At 73.0% G+C, this 17,991-nt stretch carries 19 protein-coding genes; 1 reads left to right on the forward strand and 18 read right to left on the reverse strand.

The features are described from left to right. Genes IMZ35_RS21090 through IMZ35_RS21120 form a run of 7 tightly spaced genes read right to left on the reverse strand, consistent with a single transcriptional unit; the run spans nucleotide 1 to nucleotide 5,688 of the window. Nucleotides 1-879, reverse strand: a complete 879-nt coding sequence (locus IMZ35_RS21090) for an acyl-ACP desaturase (protein WP_199442851.1) — start codon at nucleotides 877-879, stop codon at nucleotides 1-3. Next, nucleotides 879-1,754, reverse strand: coding sequence for an SAM-dependent methyltransferase (locus IMZ35_RS21095; protein WP_199442852.1), 876 nt, complete (start codon nucleotides 1,752-1,754; stop codon nucleotides 879-881). The genes IMZ35_RS21090 and IMZ35_RS21095 overlap by 1 nt, the downstream gene beginning before the upstream one ends. Beyond that, entirely contained in the window at nucleotides 1,751-2,008 is a 258-nt protein-coding gene (locus IMZ35_RS21100) for an acyl carrier protein (protein ID WP_199442853.1), read from the reverse strand. The genes IMZ35_RS21095 and IMZ35_RS21100 overlap by 4 nt, the downstream gene beginning before the upstream one ends. A gap of 12 nt (nucleotides 2,009-2,020) precedes the next feature. Continuing rightward, entirely contained in the window at nucleotides 2,021-2,560 is a 540-nt protein-coding gene (locus IMZ35_RS21105) for a PaaI family thioesterase (RefSeq protein WP_199442854.1), read from the reverse strand. Then, the gene (locus IMZ35_RS21110; RefSeq protein ID WP_199442855.1) at nucleotides 2,557-4,224 is read right to left on the reverse strand and encodes an AMP-binding protein; all 1,668 of its coding nucleotides are present in this window, start codon (nucleotides 4,222-4,224) and stop codon (nucleotides 2,557-2,559) included. Before IMZ35_RS21110 ends, IMZ35_RS21105 begins: the two co-directional genes overlap by 4 nt. Before the next feature lie 32 nt (nucleotides 4,225-4,256). Further along, nucleotides 4,257-5,444 (reverse strand): acyltransferase family protein, encoded by a 1,188-nt coding sequence (locus IMZ35_RS21115; RefSeq protein ID WP_267877193.1) that lies wholly within the window; start codon nucleotides 5,442-5,444, stop codon nucleotides 4,257-4,259. A 25-nt stretch (nucleotides 5,445-5,469) separates the two neighbouring features. Continuing rightward, on the reverse strand, nucleotides 5,470-5,688 hold the full coding sequence (locus IMZ35_RS21120) for an MbtH family protein (RefSeq protein WP_199442857.1): 219 nt from the start codon (nucleotides 5,686-5,688) through the stop codon (nucleotides 5,470-5,472). 307 nt (nucleotides 5,689-5,995) lie between these two features. Between IMZ35_RS21120 and mppP the strand changes: the two genes are divergently transcribed. After that, nucleotides 5,996-7,153, forward strand: coding sequence for an enduracididine biosynthesis enzyme MppP (mppP, locus tag IMZ35_RS21125; RefSeq protein WP_199442858.1), 1,158 nt, complete (start codon nucleotides 5,996-5,998; stop codon nucleotides 7,151-7,153). Between the two features lie 54 nt (nucleotides 7,154-7,207). Here the strand turns inward: mppP and IMZ35_RS21130 are convergent, their stop codons facing one another. From IMZ35_RS21130 to IMZ35_RS21180, 11 genes are all read right to left on the reverse strand, one after another. Then, nucleotides 7,208-7,390, reverse strand: a complete 183-nt coding sequence (locus IMZ35_RS21130) for a hypothetical protein (protein WP_199442859.1) — start codon at nucleotides 7,388-7,390, stop codon at nucleotides 7,208-7,210. A gap of 43 nt (nucleotides 7,391-7,433) precedes the next feature. Beyond that, nucleotides 7,434-9,056, reverse strand: a complete 1,623-nt coding sequence (locus IMZ35_RS21135) for an ABC transporter permease (RefSeq protein ID WP_199442860.1) — start codon at nucleotides 9,054-9,056, stop codon at nucleotides 7,434-7,436. Beyond that, nucleotides 9,053-9,943: an ATP-binding cassette domain-containing protein gene (locus IMZ35_RS21140; protein ID WP_199442861.1), complete on the reverse strand. Its 891-nt coding sequence runs from the start codon at nucleotides 9,941-9,943 to the stop codon at nucleotides 9,053-9,055. Before IMZ35_RS21140 ends, IMZ35_RS21135 begins: the two co-directional genes overlap by 4 nt. A 4-nt stretch (nucleotides 9,944-9,947) precedes the next feature. Continuing rightward, on the reverse strand, nucleotides 9,948-10,700 hold the full coding sequence (locus tag IMZ35_RS21145; protein ID WP_199442862.1) for a DUF4097 family beta strand repeat-containing protein: 753 nt from the start codon (nucleotides 10,698-10,700) through the stop codon (nucleotides 9,948-9,950). A gap of 94 nt (nucleotides 10,701-10,794) precedes the next feature. Continuing rightward, nucleotides 10,795-12,021 (reverse strand): sensor histidine kinase, encoded by a 1,227-nt coding sequence (locus IMZ35_RS30785; RefSeq protein ID WP_199442863.1) that lies wholly within the window; start codon nucleotides 12,019-12,021, stop codon nucleotides 10,795-10,797. A gap of 3 nt (nucleotides 12,022-12,024) precedes the next feature. Next, the gene (locus IMZ35_RS21155; protein WP_229372889.1) at nucleotides 12,025-12,648 is read right to left on the reverse strand and encodes a response regulator; all 624 of its coding nucleotides are present in this window, start codon (nucleotides 12,646-12,648) and stop codon (nucleotides 12,025-12,027) included. Between the two features lie 50 nt (nucleotides 12,649-12,698). Continuing rightward, entirely contained in the window at nucleotides 12,699-13,607 is a 909-nt protein-coding gene (locus IMZ35_RS21160) for an ArsR/SmtB family transcription factor (protein WP_199442865.1), read from the reverse strand. Nucleotides 13,608-13,651: 44 nt separating this feature from the next. Next, entirely contained in the window at nucleotides 13,652-14,458 is an 807-nt protein-coding gene (gene mppR, locus IMZ35_RS21165) for an enduracididine biosynthesis enzyme MppR (protein WP_199442866.1), read from the reverse strand. Between the two features lie 11 nt (nucleotides 14,459-14,469). Continuing rightward, nucleotides 14,470-15,618 carry an aminotransferase class I/II-fold pyridoxal phosphate-dependent enzyme gene (locus IMZ35_RS21170; RefSeq protein ID WP_199442867.1) on the reverse strand — a complete coding sequence of 383 codons (1,149 nt, stop codon included), beginning with the start codon at nucleotides 15,616-15,618 and terminating at the stop codon, nucleotides 14,470-14,472. Beyond that, nucleotides 15,618-16,643 (reverse strand): guanitoxin biosynthesis L-enduracididine beta-hydroxylase GntD, encoded by a 1,026-nt coding sequence (gene gntD, locus IMZ35_RS21175; RefSeq protein ID WP_199442868.1) that lies wholly within the window; start codon nucleotides 16,641-16,643, stop codon nucleotides 15,618-15,620. The genes IMZ35_RS21170 and gntD overlap by 1 nt, the downstream gene beginning before the upstream one ends. A 93-nt stretch (nucleotides 16,644-16,736) precedes the next feature. Continuing rightward, complete coding sequence (locus tag IMZ35_RS21180) at nucleotides 16,737-17,948, reverse strand: MFS transporter (protein WP_199442869.1); 1,212 nt, start codon at nucleotides 17,946-17,948, stop codon at nucleotides 16,737-16,739. Nucleotides 17,949-17,991: the final 43 nt, after the last annotated feature.

The raw sequence follows: 17,991 nt of genomic DNA on the forward strand, positions 1-17,991 counted from the left end.
TCAGGGCATCCGCTGGACGTCGCGGATCAGCCGCCAGAGGTCGTCGACGTCCGGCGTGCCGAACTGGTCGCTGAACCGACCGACCAACCTGCCCAGCGAGTCGTAGGCCTCGGTGTGGTCGTGCCCCACGCGGTCGACGACGCGGAGCGCCATCCGCCAGTAGCCGTCGAGCACTCCGTTGAGCGGCATCTCGAACGTGCTCAGCACGTTCTTCACGCCGTCGAGCGCGCGCGGCCCGACCGTGGCGAGGGAGTTGGCGACCAGGTGGGAGTACAGGCCGAAGTGCCTGGCCTCGTCGGCGGCCAGCTTCCCGAGCAGGTCGCGCAGCAGCGGTTCGCGCACGACCCGCTGGTAGCGCTGGTAGAACAGCTGCGTCGCCTTCTCCTGGAGGAACGCGTAGGTGTACAGCTCCAGCGGGTGCTCGTAGGGCAGGTCCCACGGTTTGCCGCCCTCCGCCGCCAGCTGCCGCAGGACCGTCGCCTCGTCCGCCATCTCCGCGGTCACCTGGTAGCGGGTGAGCGCCGCGGCGTGCTTCTCCTCGTCGTTGGCCCACATGACCAGGAACCGGAAGTACTCGCGGTTGCGCGCGTAGGTGGCCAGGTCCACGTCCGTGGTGGGGAACGCGTCCAGGAAGAAGTTGAGGTACCACGGGATGTGGTCCTCGATGTAGGTCAGGAAGCGGACCACGGTGCGGTCGTCCTCGGTCAGCTCCTCGGCGCGGACCCGGTCCCAGTTCACGTCCTCCAGGTCCCAGCGGTGCTGCCCCGAGCGCCGCACCGCCTGCTCCACGACGCGGCGGGTCTCCAGCGCCTCGGGCGGCACCCCCTCCGCCCGCGATTCCTCGGCCCGCGACTCCTCGGCCGGCCCTTCGCGTTCCATCAGCGCACCTCCGCGGTGCCGAACCGGGACTTCTCCGCGGTGAAGGCGTAGTGCTTCGCGGTGTAGCCGAACGCGGCCAGGAAGACGTCGAAGTACTGGAGCAGCCGGTCGGCGGTGCCCGGCACGACCGCGTCGACCGCGTCCCTGTTGTCCCGGACGCGGTCGGCCCAGGCGGCGATGGTGGGCGGGTAGTGCGCGGTCAGGTCGGTCAGCGACACCAGGCTCAGGCCCGCGTCCTCCGCCGCGGCCAGCAGGTCGGTCACCGGCACCATGTCGGCGAACCCGAAGATCTCCTGTCCCACGTAGACGGTGCCGGGGCGGCCGCCGAACCGCCGCGCGACCTCGGCGTTGCGGAACGTGCTCTCCGAGACGTACACCCGGCCGCCCGGTTCCAGCGCCCGCGTCGCGTCGGCCAGCACGCGCACCCGATCGGGCATGTGCACGATCGACCCGAGCATCGCCGCGCCGTGGAAGCGTCCCGGTCCCACGTCGACCGCGGTGAACCGGCCCAGCCGGACGTCCACCAGGTCCTCCACCCCGAGTTCCCGCGCCCGAGCGAGGACGTGGTCGCGCTGCGGCGTGGACGGTGTGACGCCGACGACCCGGACGCCGTGGTGCTGCGCGGCGAACAGCGTCAGGCTGCCCCACCCGCACCCGACGTCCAGCAACCGCTGCCCCGGACGCAGCTTCAGCTGGTCCTCGACCACCCACGTCAGCTTGTCCAGCTGTGCCTGCTCCAGCGTGGCGTCCCGGTCTCGGAACAGCCCGCAGCTGTACTTCATGCGGCTGTCCAGGAACAGCCGGAAGATCTCCGGTGGCAGCTCGTAGTGGGTGTTGGTGGCAGTGACCGCTTCGTCCGGGGTGACCGTGCTCACGAGGCACCCCCGACCGGCAGTGCTCCGGCCAGCAGGTCGACCAGGTCGCCCACGGTCTTGGCGGAGAACAGGCGCTCGTCCTCGAACTCCACGCCGAAGCGGCGCTCCAGCCCGGCGGCGACGCGCAGCAGGTGCACCGAGCCGGACCCCGGCAGGCCGGTCAGCACGTCCTCCTCCCGCAGGACGTGCCCGTCGAGCGGCAGTTCGCCGGTGATCTCCTCGCGAACGGCTGACAGCAGCTCTTCACGCTTCATGGAACTCCTCGTTCATGCCGGTCGTGTGTCGGCCAGGAAGGGCCGCACCCGGTCGTGGTCGTCGGGGCCGAGGGTGAACGCGGCCCGCGCCTGGGCGGGCCGGATCGGTTGGTAGGAGGCCGTCGCCAGCGCGTTGGTGGCGCCGTCCTCGGCCAGCACGTCGGCCTCCGCGGAAACCGTCGTCTCGCCCGCCGAGGTGATCCGGGCGACGATGCGGCACGTCGCGCCGACCTCGACCGGTCGCAGGTAGCGGACGCGCAGCGCGGTCGTGAACGTCAACCGCTCGTGTTCGACGAGGACGAGGTTGGCCATCAGCTCGTCCGCGACCGTGGCGATGACGCCCCCGTGCACCACACCGGGGTAGGAGGCGAAGTCGGCGTCGAACCGCGTGATCGACGTCAGCGTCCCCGGGAGGTGCCACATGCGCAGCCGCAACCCGTGCTCGTGCCGGGGTGAGCAGGCGAAGCAGCGGAACCCGGCGGAGTCGAGCAGCGGGATCGTGTCCGCGGACAGCTCGCGACCCGGCGGGTCGTCCGCGGGACGCGCGGTCACGCGTCGGCCCCCGCGATCAGCGAACGGGTCAGGCCCCGCTGCCACTTCCCGCTCGTCGTGGAGGGCAGCGACCGCGGTTCGAGCACGTGCACCCGCACCGGTGAGATGCCCAGTTCCGCGGTGACGCTGGAGCGGATGGTGCTGGCCAGCGCGCCGGAGTCGACCCTGTTGGCGAGCGCCTCGACCGCGACGGCCACGCACTCGGCGCCCTCCTCGGTCCGGTCGGCGAAGGCCACGCACCGCCGCCGGTACACGCCCGGCAGGTCCCGGACCACCAGCTCGACGTCCTCGGGGAAGAAGTTCTGCCCGCGCACGATGATCATGTCCGTGGTGCGTCCGGTGACGAACAGCTCGCCGTCGAGGGTGAAGCCGAGGTCACCGGTGCGCAGCCAGCGCCCGTCGAACGCCGCCGCCGTGGCGGCCGGGGCGTGCAGGTAGCCGGTCGTCACCGAGGGGCCCGCCACCTGGATCTCACCGAGCCGGTCGTCGCCGCACACGGTGCCGTGCTCGTCGACCACGCGCAGCTCGATGCCCGGCAGCGGCTTGCCCACGCTCACCACGGCCTTGGTCGCCACCCCCGGCTCGGAGACCCGGCGGACCACCCCGTCGGCGAGCAGTTCGCGCTGGACGTGCGCGACGCGGGGCAGCGATCCCGGTTCGGGGAAGGTGATCCCCAGGGTCGCCTCGGCCATGCCGTACACCGGGTACATCACCGAGGGACCGACACCGGCGGGGCTCAGCCGCTCGGTGAACGCGCGCACGGTCTCGACGTTCACCGGCTCCGCGCCGTTGAACGCCTGCCGCCAGGACGACAGGTCGAGCTCGGCGGCCAGCTCGGGGGTGACGGCGTTGGCGATGATGTCGTAGGAGAAGTTGGGCCCGGTCAGGATCGTCCCGCGCACCGCGGCGAAGTGGCGCAGCACGCGCACCGGGTCGCTGATGAAGTCCGCGGAGCGGAACATGTGGATGTCGCCGCCGCCGAGGAAGATCGCTAGCCAGCCGAACAGGCCCATGTCGTGGAAGTGCGGCACCCACTGCACCAGGCACGCGGTCGGCGGGATGTCGGCGCCGAGCGCGATCGCGCGCAGTCCCGCGAGCATCGTCCGGTGCGGCAGCATCACGCCCTTGGGCGTGCCGGTGCTGCCCGAGGTGAACTGCACCACCGCGAGGTCGTCGGGCGCGACGTCGGGCAGCGGTGTCGCGGGGCTGTCGCGGTCCAGCTCGGCCGGGTCCACGACGGTGATGCCCGGCTCCAGCTCGCGCAGCAGGTCGAGCACGTGGGCGTAGCCGGCATCGGCGATCACGTGCCGCATCCGGGCGGCGCGGGCCGCCCCGGCCAGCTTCTTGGCCTGCCCGGCGGGGTCCACGAAACGGCGGGGCGTCGGCATCACGCTCAGCGCCGCGCCGGCCCGGGGCACTGCGCCCAGTGCCAGCGGCAGCGACGGTCCGGTGGGCACCAGCAGGCCGACGACCTCACCCGGCTCCACGCCAGCGGCGACCAGGGCGCGCGCCCAGACCGCCGACCGCTCGGCCAGCTCGGGGGCGGTGAGGTGCTCGTCGGTGGCGGGGAAGGAGAGCGAGGCCCCCGGGTGCTGCTGGGCGAGCCGGTCGAACGCCGCGCACAACGTCTCGGGTTCGCCCGTCGGGTCGGTGTCGCGCAACATGAGTGTCTCCAGGTGGTCGTGTGCTCGGCGTGTCAGTTCCCCGGCGACCGGACGATCGGTGGCGCCGCGGGCTCGATCGGGTCCTCGCCGTCCGGGTCGGTCCGCCGGCGGGGCTTCGACCAGGCCCTGACCACCGGCTTCTCCACCAGGGTGTGCAGCAGCCACGCGGCGAGCAGCGAGACCGCGAACGCGGCCACGATCAGGGCGACGCCGATCGGCGTGCTCCACGAGCGGGGCACCCACTCGCCCTCCTCCCAGGTGGTCCCGAAGGCGAGGTGCCCGTACTTGAGGACGAGGTTGTGGGTCAGGTAGAAGCCGAACGACAACTCCCCCAGGTACACCAGCCAGCGACGGCCGAGCCAGGTCCCGCCGGAGAGGTCGGCCGAGGCCACCGCGCCCACCAGCAGGACCACGGGGATGATCCCGATCGCGTCCAACCGGTAGAGGAACGGCAGTCGCAGGGTCGCCAGGTAGACCACGACGAGCAGCAGCGCCGGCACCCACGGGCGCAGGCCGATCCACCGCCCCGACAGGACCGCGCGGGCGACGAGCATCCCCAGCACGCACTCCAGCAGCCGGGTGAGCGGGTTGAAGAAGACCAGCCAGTACTGGCTCACCGACACGCCGCCCAGCGGCATCTCGGGCGTGTCGGGCAACGCGGCCGTGGCGATCGCCGGCAGCACCAGCAGCACCGCGACGGGCGGCACGAGCCACCACCACAGCCGGTCCTCGCGTATCCGCCCCACGACCGGGACCAGCGCCGGGAACAGCGCGTAGAAGAACAAGTCCGCGGACAGGGACCAGGTGACGGTGTTGCCGGTGTCGAAGAAGGCGGGGTCGGGGACCCAGGCCTGGAGCAGGAACAGCTGGGTGACCGTCGCGATCGGGTCGAGCACCGCGCCGGCCCAGACCATGAGCGCCACCGCGATCGCGTACGTGACGACGTGGCTGGGCACGACGCGGAAGAACCGCCGCCGCCAGAACCGGCGCGCGGTGTCGCCCGGCCGCCGCGACCACGTCATCACGAACCCGGTCAGCACGAAGAAGAACGACACCATCAGCGCTGCGGACGTGCCCATGCCGTAGATCAGGAACCCGTTCACCTCGTCGTCGTCGAATACTGTTTCGAACGACGCGTGGATGAGGAAGACGGGCAGCATCGTGACAAACCGCAAGCCGGTCAGCGATCTCAGGTCTGGATTCACGCCTGCGTTTCGCATGGGAGCCTTCCGACGATTCTGCGGTCTACCCGTTCGCTTCCATCGCGGCGCGCAGGCTGCGCGGTCGCAGGTCGGTCCAGTGCAGTTCGACGTACTCCACCGCCCGGTCCCTGGACGCACCGGACAGCACCACCTCCCAGCCCGCCGGGACGTCCGCGAAAGCGGGCCACAGCGAGTGCTGTCCCTCGTCGTTGACCAGCACGAAGAACGTGCCGTCCGGGTCGTCGAACGGGTTGGTCCCCACGTCCTGCCTCCTCGTCCACCGGGGTCCGCCGTCGGCGCCTCGCCGCTCCGGCGGACTCAGCCTGCCGCACGCCCCGGCCACTTCCCACGCTCTTGACTCGCCAGCGAAATAGCCTTCTGCGGAGCCTGGCGAAATACAGGTCCTCATGGTGAAATAACGCTGGTCACAGCGTGCCGGACCACGACCGGGGACACGCCGGGCGGACTGTCCGCAGATCACCGGCTGCTAACGTCGAGCCGTCCGAATCCCGATGGCTGGCCGAGCGATCGGTGAGCTCGCGAATTCCCTCGTGGGAGTAATGTTGCTCTTGAAAACTTCGCAGAAGATCCGCGCAGCCCAGGGCACCGACGCCGCGCTCGGCAACCTCACCCAGTTCGAGTACCTGGCGCTGAGCAGCCCGCTGAACCTGTCCGACGGGCACGCCCGTCAGTCGCTGACGCCCGGCCAGGCCGAGGTCGTCGAGGCACTGCCGCTGCTGTGGGCGACCGCGGCGGCGAACCCGATCGAGGAGACCGAGGCCGCGGCCAAGCGCGCCTACTTCCGCCTGCTGGGGCAGCACTCCTTCCCCACGGCCAGAGGAAGGGTGCTCAGCTGCTACTCGTCCTCGGTCGCCATGGAGATCCTCGCCCGGTCGCTGGCCACCCGGACCGACGCCGTGGCCCTGCTCCACCCGACGTTCGACAACATCCCCGACCTCCTGCTCGGCGCCGGGCTGCGGCTGCTCCCGCTGGCCGAGGAGGCGCTGCACGACGGCGACCTCGACCAGGAGCTGCTGCGCGCGGTGGGGTGCGTCTTCGTCACCACGCCGAACAACCCCACCGGCCGGGTGCTCTCGCAGGAGCGGTTGCGCGCGCTGGCCGAGCAGTGCGCCGAGCACGACGTCGTGCTCGCGCTGGACACCTCGTTCCGCGGGTTCGACCCGGCGGCGCACTACGACCACTACGCGGTGCTGGAGGACAGCGGCTGCCGCTGGGTGGTCATCGAGGACACCGGCAAGCTGTGGCCGACCCAGGAGTTGAAGATCGGCTGGCTGGTCTCGTCGGCCGACGTGGGCCTGCCGCTGGGCCGGGTCTACTCGGACATCCTGCTCGGCGTGTCACCACTGGTGATGATGCTGGTGCAGCGCTTCTCCGAGGACGCCGCCCGCGGTGGCCTCGACGCGCTGCACCGGTTCGTCGCGGGCAACAGGGCCCTGGTGCGCGGCGATCTGGCGGACGTCGCCGACGTCGGTTTCCCCGACGCGGAGAGCCGGGTGAGCGTCGAGCGGATCGACGTCGGCCGGCGGCCCGGACTGGAGGTGTGGTCGGCGCTGCGCGATCACAACGTGCACGTGCTGCCCTGCCAGAAGTTCCACTGGGCCGCCCCCTCGGAGGGGGACCACCTGCTGCGGATCGCGCTGTCCCGCAAGTCCGCGGCGGTCGCCTCCGCGGTGAGCACGCTGCGCCAGGTGCTGACCGGGGGCTGAGCCCGCGCGGACCGTCCCGCACCGGATGAGCCGGTTCCCCGACGGGGAACCGGCTCATCCGCCGTCCAGCCGCCGTTCGTCGTCGTGCCGGACGTTCATCAGGTGCTCCGCGATGTGCCGCAGGATCTCGTTGGCCGAACGCAGTTCCGCCACCTCCTGCTGCAACCGGACGATGCGCAGGTCGAGCACGGGCTCCTCGGCGCCTGCTGCCGGCGGGTCCTCTGGTTCCCTCGTCATGGCGTTCCCCACGGGGTCGGTGACGAACAGGGCACGGGAATCCCTACGCGCGCAACGGCCTGCGAGCGGCGAGCAGGACGACCACCGTCACCAGGGCGACGCCCGCCGTGGCCACGACGTCCGGCGGCACTCCCAGCAGCGAGCCGTCGCGCCCCCGCAGGACGCCCATGAAGTCCAGCAGGGGAAGACCGCTGAACCCGCCGTACCACAGGGGGACGTAGACGGCCTGGAACACGCGGTGCGTGCGGCTGAGCGAACCGAGCAGCAGCGCCAGGGACGGGATGAACAGCGCGGCGGCACCCCAGGACGCCAGCCCCGTCAGGTCGCCCACCCAGGCCATCCGCACGGCGACGGCGCCGCCGACGCCCGCCGTGAGCAGGACGCCCGCGATCCACTCCGCGACCACGCGCATCCGGACACCGGGGTACGGCCCCAGCAGCGCCTGCACACCGGACTCGTGGCGCTGCGTGCCCAGGCGCGACCACAGCAGCACCGGCCAGATCCACGCGAGGGGCAGCATCAGCCTGCTCAGGCCGGGGACCGTCGCGGCGAACGTGAGCGCGGTCCAGAAGCCCGTCCCGGCCCACCACCACTTCGACACGCCCTGGACCAGGATGTGCAACTCCCCCACGACCAGCCGGGGGAAGACCACCAGCGCTCCGCCCCGCACCACCGCGGTCCGCGGTCCGCCGCGGGTGCTGAACGCCCCGCCCTCCAGCACCGCGATGCTCGGCACGCCGGGAGCGCGGTGCTCGTCGTCGGACCACGCGGGCGGCGCGACCGGCCGGCGGGGGAGGAACCGGTTCACGCGCGCCGGGTCGAACCGGCCGAACCACAGCACCGGCAGCAGCGCGACCGCGAGCCCGATGCCGATCAGCGCAAGCCGGGTGAGCAGGAACTCCGCGCTGGGGGTGAAACCGAGCCACTCGAACGGCACCAGCGGCTCGTCCAGGTAGGTCAGGCCGAGGCTGAACTCGCCGCCGGTGACGTCCAGGCCCCGCGCCAGCATCTCGGTGCCGATCGACTCCACCACCACGGGCACGCCCAGACCGCCGAGCGGCGCCCGGGGGCTCTGCCCGGCCAGTGCCGCGACCAGCCAGCAGAAGAACCAGATCACGTTGCCCGCGCCCGTCTTGAGCACCGGCGTCAGCTCGAAGAACAGCGCCGCGGACGCGGTGAGCACCACCACCGGGAACGCCATCACCGCGAACGGCAGCAGCAGCGCCACCGGGTCCACCGACGTCGACTCGCCGCGGGCCAGCTGCATCACCAGCGCCGTCACGGCCAGGACGACCAGCATCGACGACAGCACCAGCACGTTGCTGAAGAACTTGGCCGCCAGGTACGCGGTGGTGCGCAGCGGCGTGGCGGCCAGCAACTGCCCCACGTTGGTGCTCTCGTCGCGGGCGATGGTGTTGCGGACCACGTAGAAGCCGCCCAGGAGCAGCCACAGGGTGCTCGCCAGGGCCGTGGCCGTGCCGACGTACGCGCTGTTGTAGAGCCCCCGGTAGGACCCCAGCTGCACGATGGCCCAGTGCGAGTCCGCGGCCGGCACCGCGAGGTACCCCAGCAGGATCGCCGCCAGCAGGGTCACCGCGTAGGCGGGTCTGCGCACGCGGTCGCGGAAGTCGCCCCACGCCAGCACGGCCAGCAGCGCCGGGTTCACCGCCCCACCGCCTGCCGGTGGGCTGCCGGGCCGTTGATGACGCCCAGGTAGGCGTCCTCCAGGTCCGGCGACACCGGCACGGCGCCCGCGTCCGGACTGACCGGGGACAGCAGCCGCACCCGGACGCCCTCCGTGGTGCGGACCATCCGGCTCACCGTGTACCGCGCCTGCACGGCGTTGACCGCCGAGGCGGGCACGGTCGTCTCCCAGACCTTGCCGTCGATGTCCCGCAGCAGCTGCTCCGGCGTGCCGCGCCGCAGCAGCCTGCCGCGGGCGACGATCGCGATGTCGGCGGCCACCGAGTCGACGTCGGAGACGATGTGCGTGGACAGCAGCACCACGCGGTGCACCGACAGGTCGCTGAGCAGGTTGCGGAAGCGCACCCGCTCCTCGGGGTCCAGGCCCGCGGTGGGCTCGTCCACGATGATCACCCGCGGGTCGCCGAGCAGGGTCTGCGCGATGCCCACCCGCCGCATCATGCCGCCGGAGTACTTGCCCAGCGGGCGCTTGAGCGCCTCGGTGAGGTTGACCAGCTCCAGCAGCTCGTCGACACGCGCCCTGGCCGAGCGCGGCGAGATGCCCTTGGCCGCGGCCAGGTAGGTCAGGAACTCGCGCGCGGTCAGGTTCGGGTAGACGCCGAAGTCCTGCGGCAGGTAGCCGAGGACGTTGCGCAGGGTGTTGGGGTGCGCCACCACGTCGACGCCCTCGAACAGCACCCGTCCGGAGGTGGGGCGGGTGACCGTGGCCGCGATGCGCATCAGCGAGGACTTGCCCGCGCCGTTGGGGCCGAGCAGACCCAGCAGCCCCGGTTCCAACCGCATGGTCAGGTCGTCCACCGCGCGCTTGCCGCCGTGGTAGACCTTGCTCACGTCGACGAGTTCGAGCACGGCGCTACCCCGCCTTCGTGACGGTCGCCCGGCCCTCGCCGGCCTGCACCAGCACGGTGCGACCGCTGGCCGGGTCGCTCACCAGTCCTTCGAGCGCCCCCGCGTCGACGCGGTAGGTCTCCTGCCCGCTGGGCAGGGCGACCTCGGCCGAGCCGCCGGTGGACGTGGCCTTGACCGACTGCGGAGCGGTCGCGAACCCCAGCGACACGTTGCCGTCGGTCTGGACCACGGCGTTGACCGTCGGCGACTTCGCGTCCGTGACGGTGATGCCCCCGCCCCTGGCCTGGAGGTCGAGCGCACCGCTGGGCGCGTTGAGCGTGATGGTGGCGTCGTTGCTCAGCTCCGCGGTGAGATCGCCGCTGAGACCATCGCCGCGCACGCTGGTGCCCGAGCCCTTCAGCTCGACCGCCACACCGGGCGGCACGTGCACGGTGTGGCTGCCCTCGCAGGAGAAGGTGACGCCGCTGCACTCGACCCACGTCTTGAGCACACCGTCCTCCAGGGCGAGGGTCGCCTTGCCGGGCTCGCTCGCGTTGCCCTTGAGCGTGCGCTCCACGGTGATCTGCGAGGACGCGCCGTGGTCGATGACCAGCGCCGTCTCCCTGGCGTCGATGACCAGCGACTGGCCCGTGAAGTCGAAGACCTTGGACTCGGTCGTGCTCTTGCTGTCGTCGCAACTGGTCAGCATCGTCAGCGCGGCCAGCGCGCCGACGACCGAGGCAGCCAGCGCGCCCACGGTCGTCCTGTGTGATAACACCTTGTCTCCCGATTCCCGAGGTTGGTGGGACCAGGTTCCTGCGGATCGGGGAAACCGACATCTGCCGTTCGGGAGAGATCGCCGCACGGGCTTCTCACGTGAGGCGGCGGGCCCGTCGCCCCGTCGGGTCGGGGACCGGGAGGCTCGCGGCCACCCGCCAACCGGAGCCGCGCGGACCGGCCTCCAGTGCTCCGCCCATCACCTCGATGCGCTCGCGCAACGCGATCAGGCCGCTGCCCCCGCCGGAGCGGGGCACGGCGGGGGCGGCGCCGCGCCCGCCGTCGTCCAGGACCGAGACCTCGACGGCCGTCCCCCCGCTGAGGGACACGACGACGGTCACCGCGCCCACGTCGGACACGTGCCTGCGGACGTTGGTCAACGCCTCCAGCACCACCGCGTACCCGACGGCCTCGCCCTCGCGGTCGAGTCTGCCCAGGGCGGCGTCCGCCAGATCGCAGCGCACCCTGGCGCCGGTCGCGCCGCGGGCGAACCTGTCCACCAGGTCGGGCAGGTCGGCCAGGCTGTAGAGGCGGGCGGTCTCGTCGGCACCCGCGCCGTCCGGATCGCGCAGCGCGGCCACGGTGCGGTCCATGGACGCCAGCGCGCGCAGCCCGGCCTCCTCGACGTGCGCGAACACCGCGCGGGCCTCGGCCTCGTCGTAGCTGGCGAACTGCGCGGCCTGCACCTCGACCACCATGCCGGTGACCTCGTGGGCGACGAAGTCGTGCAGCACCCTGGCGACCTCCAGCCGCTGCTGCCCGCGGGCCTCGGCCACCGCCGCGACGCGCCGGGCGTCCAGGCCCCGCAGGTAGAGCCCGACGCCGATGACGAAGGGCAGCAGGAACAGCACGCACGCCAGCCCCAGCACCGAGGCGTCCCACTTCGGCGGCGACGTGTGCAGGGTGAAGCGCAGCGGCAGCGCCAGCGCGGCGACGGCCGCCGCGGTGACCACCGGCATGACGCGGTTGGACGGCAGCAGCCGCACCGACCGCCCGAGCAGCACCAGCAGGGCGGTCAGCTCGAACGGCGACCAGAGCAGCGCCATCCCCGGCGGGCCGAAGTAGGCCGCGTCCAGCGCCAGCGACAGCGCGGACACCGCCGTGACGACCGCGGCGAGCCCGATCCGCCTCTCCGCCGGACGCCACATCGCCGCCGACACGACCACCGTGGCGGACAGGGCCACCACGACGGCGCCGGAGGGCAGACCGGGCGTGCCGGAGGGCACGGCGAAGGCGGGGAGCAGCAGGGCGACCGCGGCCACGACGTTGCGCAGCACGGGATGACCGGGTTCGCGCGTCTCCGCCGCCGGACCGGGGTACACCGCTCAGAACCCCTGCCTGGTCGCGTAACCCATCTCGTGCGCCCACACGGCGATGCCGACGCGGTTGCGCACGCCGAGCTTGCGCTGGATGGCGGCGACGTGCGTCTTGACCGTGCCCGCGGAGATGAACAGCAGCGTCGCGATGTCGGCGTTGGTCTGCCCCTCCGCCACCTTGCCCGCGATCTCGATCTCGCGCTCGGTCAGCGGCTCGGCCAGCGCCCGCCGGTCGGGTTTGGCGTCCACGACGTGACGCAGCAGCCGCACGGTGATCGACGGGCTGATCAGGCTGTTGCCGTTGACCGCCGCCCGCACCGCCTCGACCAGCAGCGCCGGACCGGAGCGCTTGAGCAGGAAGCCGGACGCGCCGTGGCGCAGCGCCGGGTAGACGTACTCGTCCAGGTCGAAGGTGGTCACCACGACCACGCGCACCGGCACGACGGCGTCCGGGCCCGCGAGCTGCCGGGTGACCTCCAGGCCGTCCATCCTCGGCATCCGGACGTCCAGCAGCGCCACGTCGGGCCGCAGCCGCTGGGCCTGCTCCAGCGCGGTGAGCCCGTCGGCCGCCTCGCCGACGACCTCCATGTCCGGCTGGCTGTCCAGCACCCGGCGCATCCCGCGCCGGACCATGTCCTGGTCGTCGGCGATCAGCAGCCGGATGGTCACAGCGAGTGATTGTGTCACATCGCCCTGAGCGGGGGGAGGGAACCGCCCGGCTCGGACGCGGACCGTCTCGACTGCGGGCTCTCCAGCAGCGCCAGCCCCAGCGGCGTGAGCGCGTGCAGCGCGGAGTTGCCCCGCCGTTCCGTCGTGATCAGGCCGGCCCGGCGCAGCACGGCCGCGTGCTTGCTCGCGCCGGCCAGGGAGATCCCCAGCCGCTCGGCGAGGCTTCCCGTGGTGCAGTGCGCGGTGAGGGTGCGCAGCGCGGCGGCCCGCGTGTGCCCGACCAGGTCCCCCAGTGCCTGCTCGTCCGGTTTCGCGGGCCTGGCCAGCGGGAGCCGGGTCGCGTCGCCGATCGAGAACACCAGCGTGGGCGGTCCGCTGCCGCCGAGCGACTCGACGAACAGGCAGGTTCGGTTGTGCAGGAAGAACGCCGGGCTCAGCTGCAGTCCCCGCCCGCCGAGCCGCACGTCGGCGTCGGGTCCGCGGTGGATCTCCAGCACCGGCGGGTTCCAGTGCACCCTCGGGTGCAGCGACGACAGCAGCCCCTCGATGCCGTTGGCGATGACGATGCGTCCCCTGGCGGCGCGGACCTGCTCGAACTGGCTGCTGATGTCGGCCCACGAGGGCAGCACCTCCGCGTGCCGGAAGGCGACGAACGCCGCACGGCCCAGCGGTGTCGGACCGGGAGCCCGCCCCGCCCCGGTCAGGATGCCCGGTGAGGACAACCGTTCCAGCAGCGCGGGGTGCGGGGCGTGCTCGCGCAGCAACCGGTCGAAACCGGTCACGCCCGCCCACTCGCTCCGCACCCGCCGCCCCCACGGTCGCACCGCGGCGTCGTCGTTGCGCGCCAGCAGGTTGAGCGCGAAGACGCTCTCGGCCGTGGGGCCGAGTCCCGTCACCATCCGCAGCTTCGCCAGGTCTCCCACCGTGAAGTGAATCCGTAGCACTGAGCCCCCCGTGATCGTCCGTGCTAAGCGGGCTGCCCGAGCGGTCTTCCGCCGAGCAGCGTCTCCCCGTACGCGAAGACGTGGCCGCGCCCCACCTCCACCGGCGCGAGCGCGGCGAAGTCGGTTCCCGCCACGTCGTCGAAGTCCAGCCGCGCCGATCCGCTCCACACCTCGGAGAACGCGACCTCCCCCACCTCCGAGGCGACCAGCCGCTCGGTGAGACCCCCCGTCCCGTCCCAGTCCGGCAGGTGCAGCGTGTGCGCGAGCGGCACGGTGTGCAGGGGCGGCGGCTGCTCCGCCAGCCCCTCCAGCTCGACCGACGCGGTCACCACGCGCCGCCCGAAGACCGAGAGCTGACCGGCGAACCGGCCACCGGCGCCGAGCCGCGGTCCTCCCGCGCCGACCGCCGCCGGTCTGCTCTGGTGGATCACGCCGAACTGCTTGGGCATCCCCTGCACCCAGCCGCGCACCATCGGCACCGCCTGGTCGACCCACGCGAACGGGCAGCGCGCCATCGGCCTGCCGCGGAACTCGCACGCGAGCAGCACCAGGAACTCGCCGAACTGGTTGCGCGCCGGGTCGGCGCGTTCGGCGCCGTCCCCGGAGCACCACTGCCACTGGGCGAAGACGGCGGCCGCGGCGCCGGGGTCCGGTCCGGGGTCCAGCCCCGGCGGCAGGAACGCCGCCGCGGCGGCGGGGTCGACCCGGTAGTCCACCATGAGGACGTCACCGGAGAAGTGCCACGGCGGCGGGGTGAGCATGGAGGCGCGGCCCGACGGGGAGAGCGGGAGGCTGTACCCCGTGAGCGTCGTGGCGGCGTCGGCAGTCACACCTTGCTCCTCTACAACTCGTGCGGCGCGGGGTCGAGCGGTCGGGGCCACGCGTCGGCCAGACGACGCCCCGCCGCCGCCAGCACGTCGGGTGGGTTGAAGCTGTAGGCCAGCCGGATTCCCGGCGGGGCGGACGAGCCGAAGCGCGAGCCGGCCGACACCCGGACCCCGGCGCGGGCGGCGGCGGCGAGCAGGTGGACCTCCCGGTGGCCCGGCGGGGCCGGCAGCCAGGCGAAGAACCCGCCCCCGGGTGCGGTGACCGGGGCGGGCAGGGCACCCAGCAGCGCGTCGCGCCGCGTGCGCAGCCGGACGCGGAGGTCGGCCAGGTGCCGGTCGTACGCCCCGCCGTTGAGCAGGGTCGCCACGGCCAGCGAGGTCGTGTGGTTGACGCAGCCGCCGCTGACGAACAGCCCGTGCGCGGTGAGCTCGGCCGCGAGTTCCGGTTCCGCGATCAGCCAGCCCACCCGCAGACCGGGGCCGAGCACCTTGGAGAACGAGCACAGCCGCACCACACCCCGGTTGCCCGCCAGTTCCGACAGCGGCGGCGGCACCGGGTCGGGGCCGAGCCGCAGTTCGCCGTACGCGTCGTCCTCCACCACCAGCAGGCCGTGCCGCCGCGCCACCGCCAGCAGCTCGCGCCTGCGCGACTCGGGGACGACCCGGCCGGTCGGGTTGTGGAAGGTCGGCTGGACGTACAGGAAGGCGGGCCGGACCCCGGCCAGCTCCTCCTCCAGCGCCTCCGGGGTGATCCCGGAGGCGTCACCGGGCACGGCGCGCGTGCGCAGCCCGCAGTCGGTGAGGATGCGCTGTCCGAAGTCGTAGCCCTGCCTCTCCACCAGCACCGTGTCGCCGGGCCGGGCGAGCGCGGTGGCGAGCAGGTGCAGCGCCTGGGAGGTGCCCGCGGTGATCACGACCTCGTCGACGTCGCACCCGGCCCTGGCGGCGAGCGGCGCGCGCAGGTCGAGCGCGCCGGAGTCGTGGCCGTAGCTCAGCGCCGCGGCCCCGTACTCGGCGAACGCGACGGCGTACGCCTCGCGCAGCAGGGCCACGGGCAGCACCGCCGGGTCGAGGTAGCCGGGACCGAGGTCGACCACGCCCTCCGGCGCCACGTCCTGCACCACACCGCGCCGCCACCGCCGGGTGTGGGACTGCACGCCCATCAAAAGATCACGCGGGACGCGGCGTCGACGCGGCTGCTGCGCGACTTGCGCAGGTCCCGCGTGACGTTCAGCCGGCGCAGCCAGCGGTCGGTGCCGTCGAAGCGCGCCCGGAACGGCTTGCGGCCGTGGACGACCCGGTAGTTGTCGACGAAGCACACGTCACCCGGTTTCAGCACGACGCCGGTCATCACCGCGTCGAACGCCCCGACCGCGGTGTCCAGCACGCGCTGCTCGACCTCGCCCTGCACACCCCGCATGTAGTGCGGGTCGATGCGCACGTACGGGGACCGCGGGTCGCCGAACAGCACCGCCACCCGCTCCGGCTCGGCCAGCGCGCGTTCCACCCGGCGCAGGCTGCGCTCCCGCAGTTCGGCGATCCGCTCGTCCTCGCCGGGGGCGCCGGTCGCGTCCAGGCGGTGGGAGTCGTCGGGCAGCAGGAAGAACCGCTCGCCCTGCAGGGCCCGCCGGGTCTCCTCGTCCAGCTCGACGTCGGAGACCTCGCCGATGGTGGTCTCCACCCCGTCGGGGTTGCGCAGGCACATCAGGCCCAGGTAGTCGGTGCGCAGCGGGTGGAAGGCGTCCTCGGTGTGCCAGGTGAGGTCCTCGGCGCTGCCCCAGCCGATCTGGTCGTGCGCGAACGCCTTGATGGGGAAGACGTCGTGCATGATCCGGCCGTCCTGCTGGGTGGCCCAGGCGATCGGTTCGCCGAGCACGCTGGCCAGCAGGAAGAAGGCGATGTCCTGGCGCAGCGAGGGCGACGGCGTGGGCCGCTCCCGCCAGTCGCCGGGCGTCGGGCCCAGTTTGTCGTCGTCCACCGGCAGACCCGACACCACCAGCGTGCCGCTGTCCTCGTTCAAGCGGTACGAGTGCAGCGCCCGCCGCACCTCGCGCGGCAGCTCGTCGGCGAGGAGCCGGCTCTCCTCGTGGAACCGGCTGGACTCGACGGTGTCGTGGCGTGCGGCGAGTTCGTCCACGATCACCCCGATCGCGGCGACCTCCTCGGCCCCGAGTTGCACAGTCAGCACTGCAGCCCCCTCAACGCGCCGTGGTTCCGTCCTCCGCGAGTCTGCTGACGCCGCACGGGCGGTTCCACCACCTTGACTGGGAAGTGAAATTGCTCAACCGGCGAAACGGCGCAGGGTGCGGCTCGCCGTGGCCCCCGCGGCGAGGAGGCCGAAGGCGACGGCGCACAGCGCCAGCGCCGTCCCGCCGTCGCCGGTGGCGGCGACCAGCGCCCCGCCCAGGACGGGTCCGGCCGCCGCCGCGCCACCGGTGCCGAACCCGCACGTGGCGCTCATCCGCCCGCGCAGCTCGTCGGGGGTCACGACGAGCTGGTGGGTCGACACCGCGGTGTTCGCGACGGGCGCGAGCAGGGCCGCGCAGCCGAGCAGCAGGCCCGCCGGCAGACCGGCGGGGACGAACGCCATCGCACCGACCGCGACGGTGACCAGCCAGGCGAAGCCCAGCACGGCCGCGGCGGGGGGCAGCGCGGTCGACACCCTGGCCGCGACGAGCGCGCCGAGGACACCGCCCGCGCCCAGGCACGCCACCACCAGCCCGAGCTCGCCGGAACTCGCGCCGTTCTCGTGGGACAGCGCCAGCACCACCACGACCACGGCGTTGAAGACGAGGTTCGTGAGCGCCTGCCAGACGAGCGTGGCGCGGATCGACCGGGTCCGCCACACCCAGCGCAGGCCCGCACCGGTTCCGCCGCGGCCGAGCGGCGTCCGCGCCGCGGGCCTCGCGGGCAGGCGGAGCAGCAGGAGACCGGCCGCGGAGAGTCCCAGGACGGCCAGGGCGGCGGCGAACGGCCAGACCGGGTCCAGCGTGAACAGCAGGCCGGCCAGCGCCGGACCGAGCAGGGTCGCGAGGTAGGGCCGGGCGGCGTTGCGCGCCACGGCCAGCGGCAGCTGCGGGGCGGGGACGACCGACGGGAGCGCGGCGTGCTCGGCGGGGTCGAAGACGGAGCCGAGCACGCCCTCGACGACCAGCGCGATCAGGACCAGGGCCAGGGGGAAGCCACCGCCCACCAGCGCCACGACCAGGGTCGCGTGCGCTGCCACCCGGCCCGCCTGGCAGCAGAGCAGGAGCGTGCGGCGGTCCCAGCGGTCCACGGCGCTCCCCGCCGGGATCGCCGCGAGCAGGGTGGCGGTGGCGAGCGCGGAACCGACCACGCCGACCTGGAGCGCCGATCCCGTGCGGGCGAGCACCAGCAGCGGCAGCGCGACGAGGACCAGTTCGACGGCCAGTTCGGAGCACAGCTGGCCGGTCCACAGGACGGTGTAGTCGCGGTTCCGCGACAGGGGCACGACAGCGGGACGGGTGCTCACCGCGACCGCACCGCCCTCCAGCGCCCGGTGCGGGCGCGGGCGA

This window comes from Umezawaea beigongshangensis, from assembly GCF_016464305.1.
GTDB classification, from domain to species: Bacteria; Actinomycetota; Actinomycetes; order Mycobacteriales; family Pseudonocardiaceae; genus Umezawaea_A; species Umezawaea_A beigongshangensis.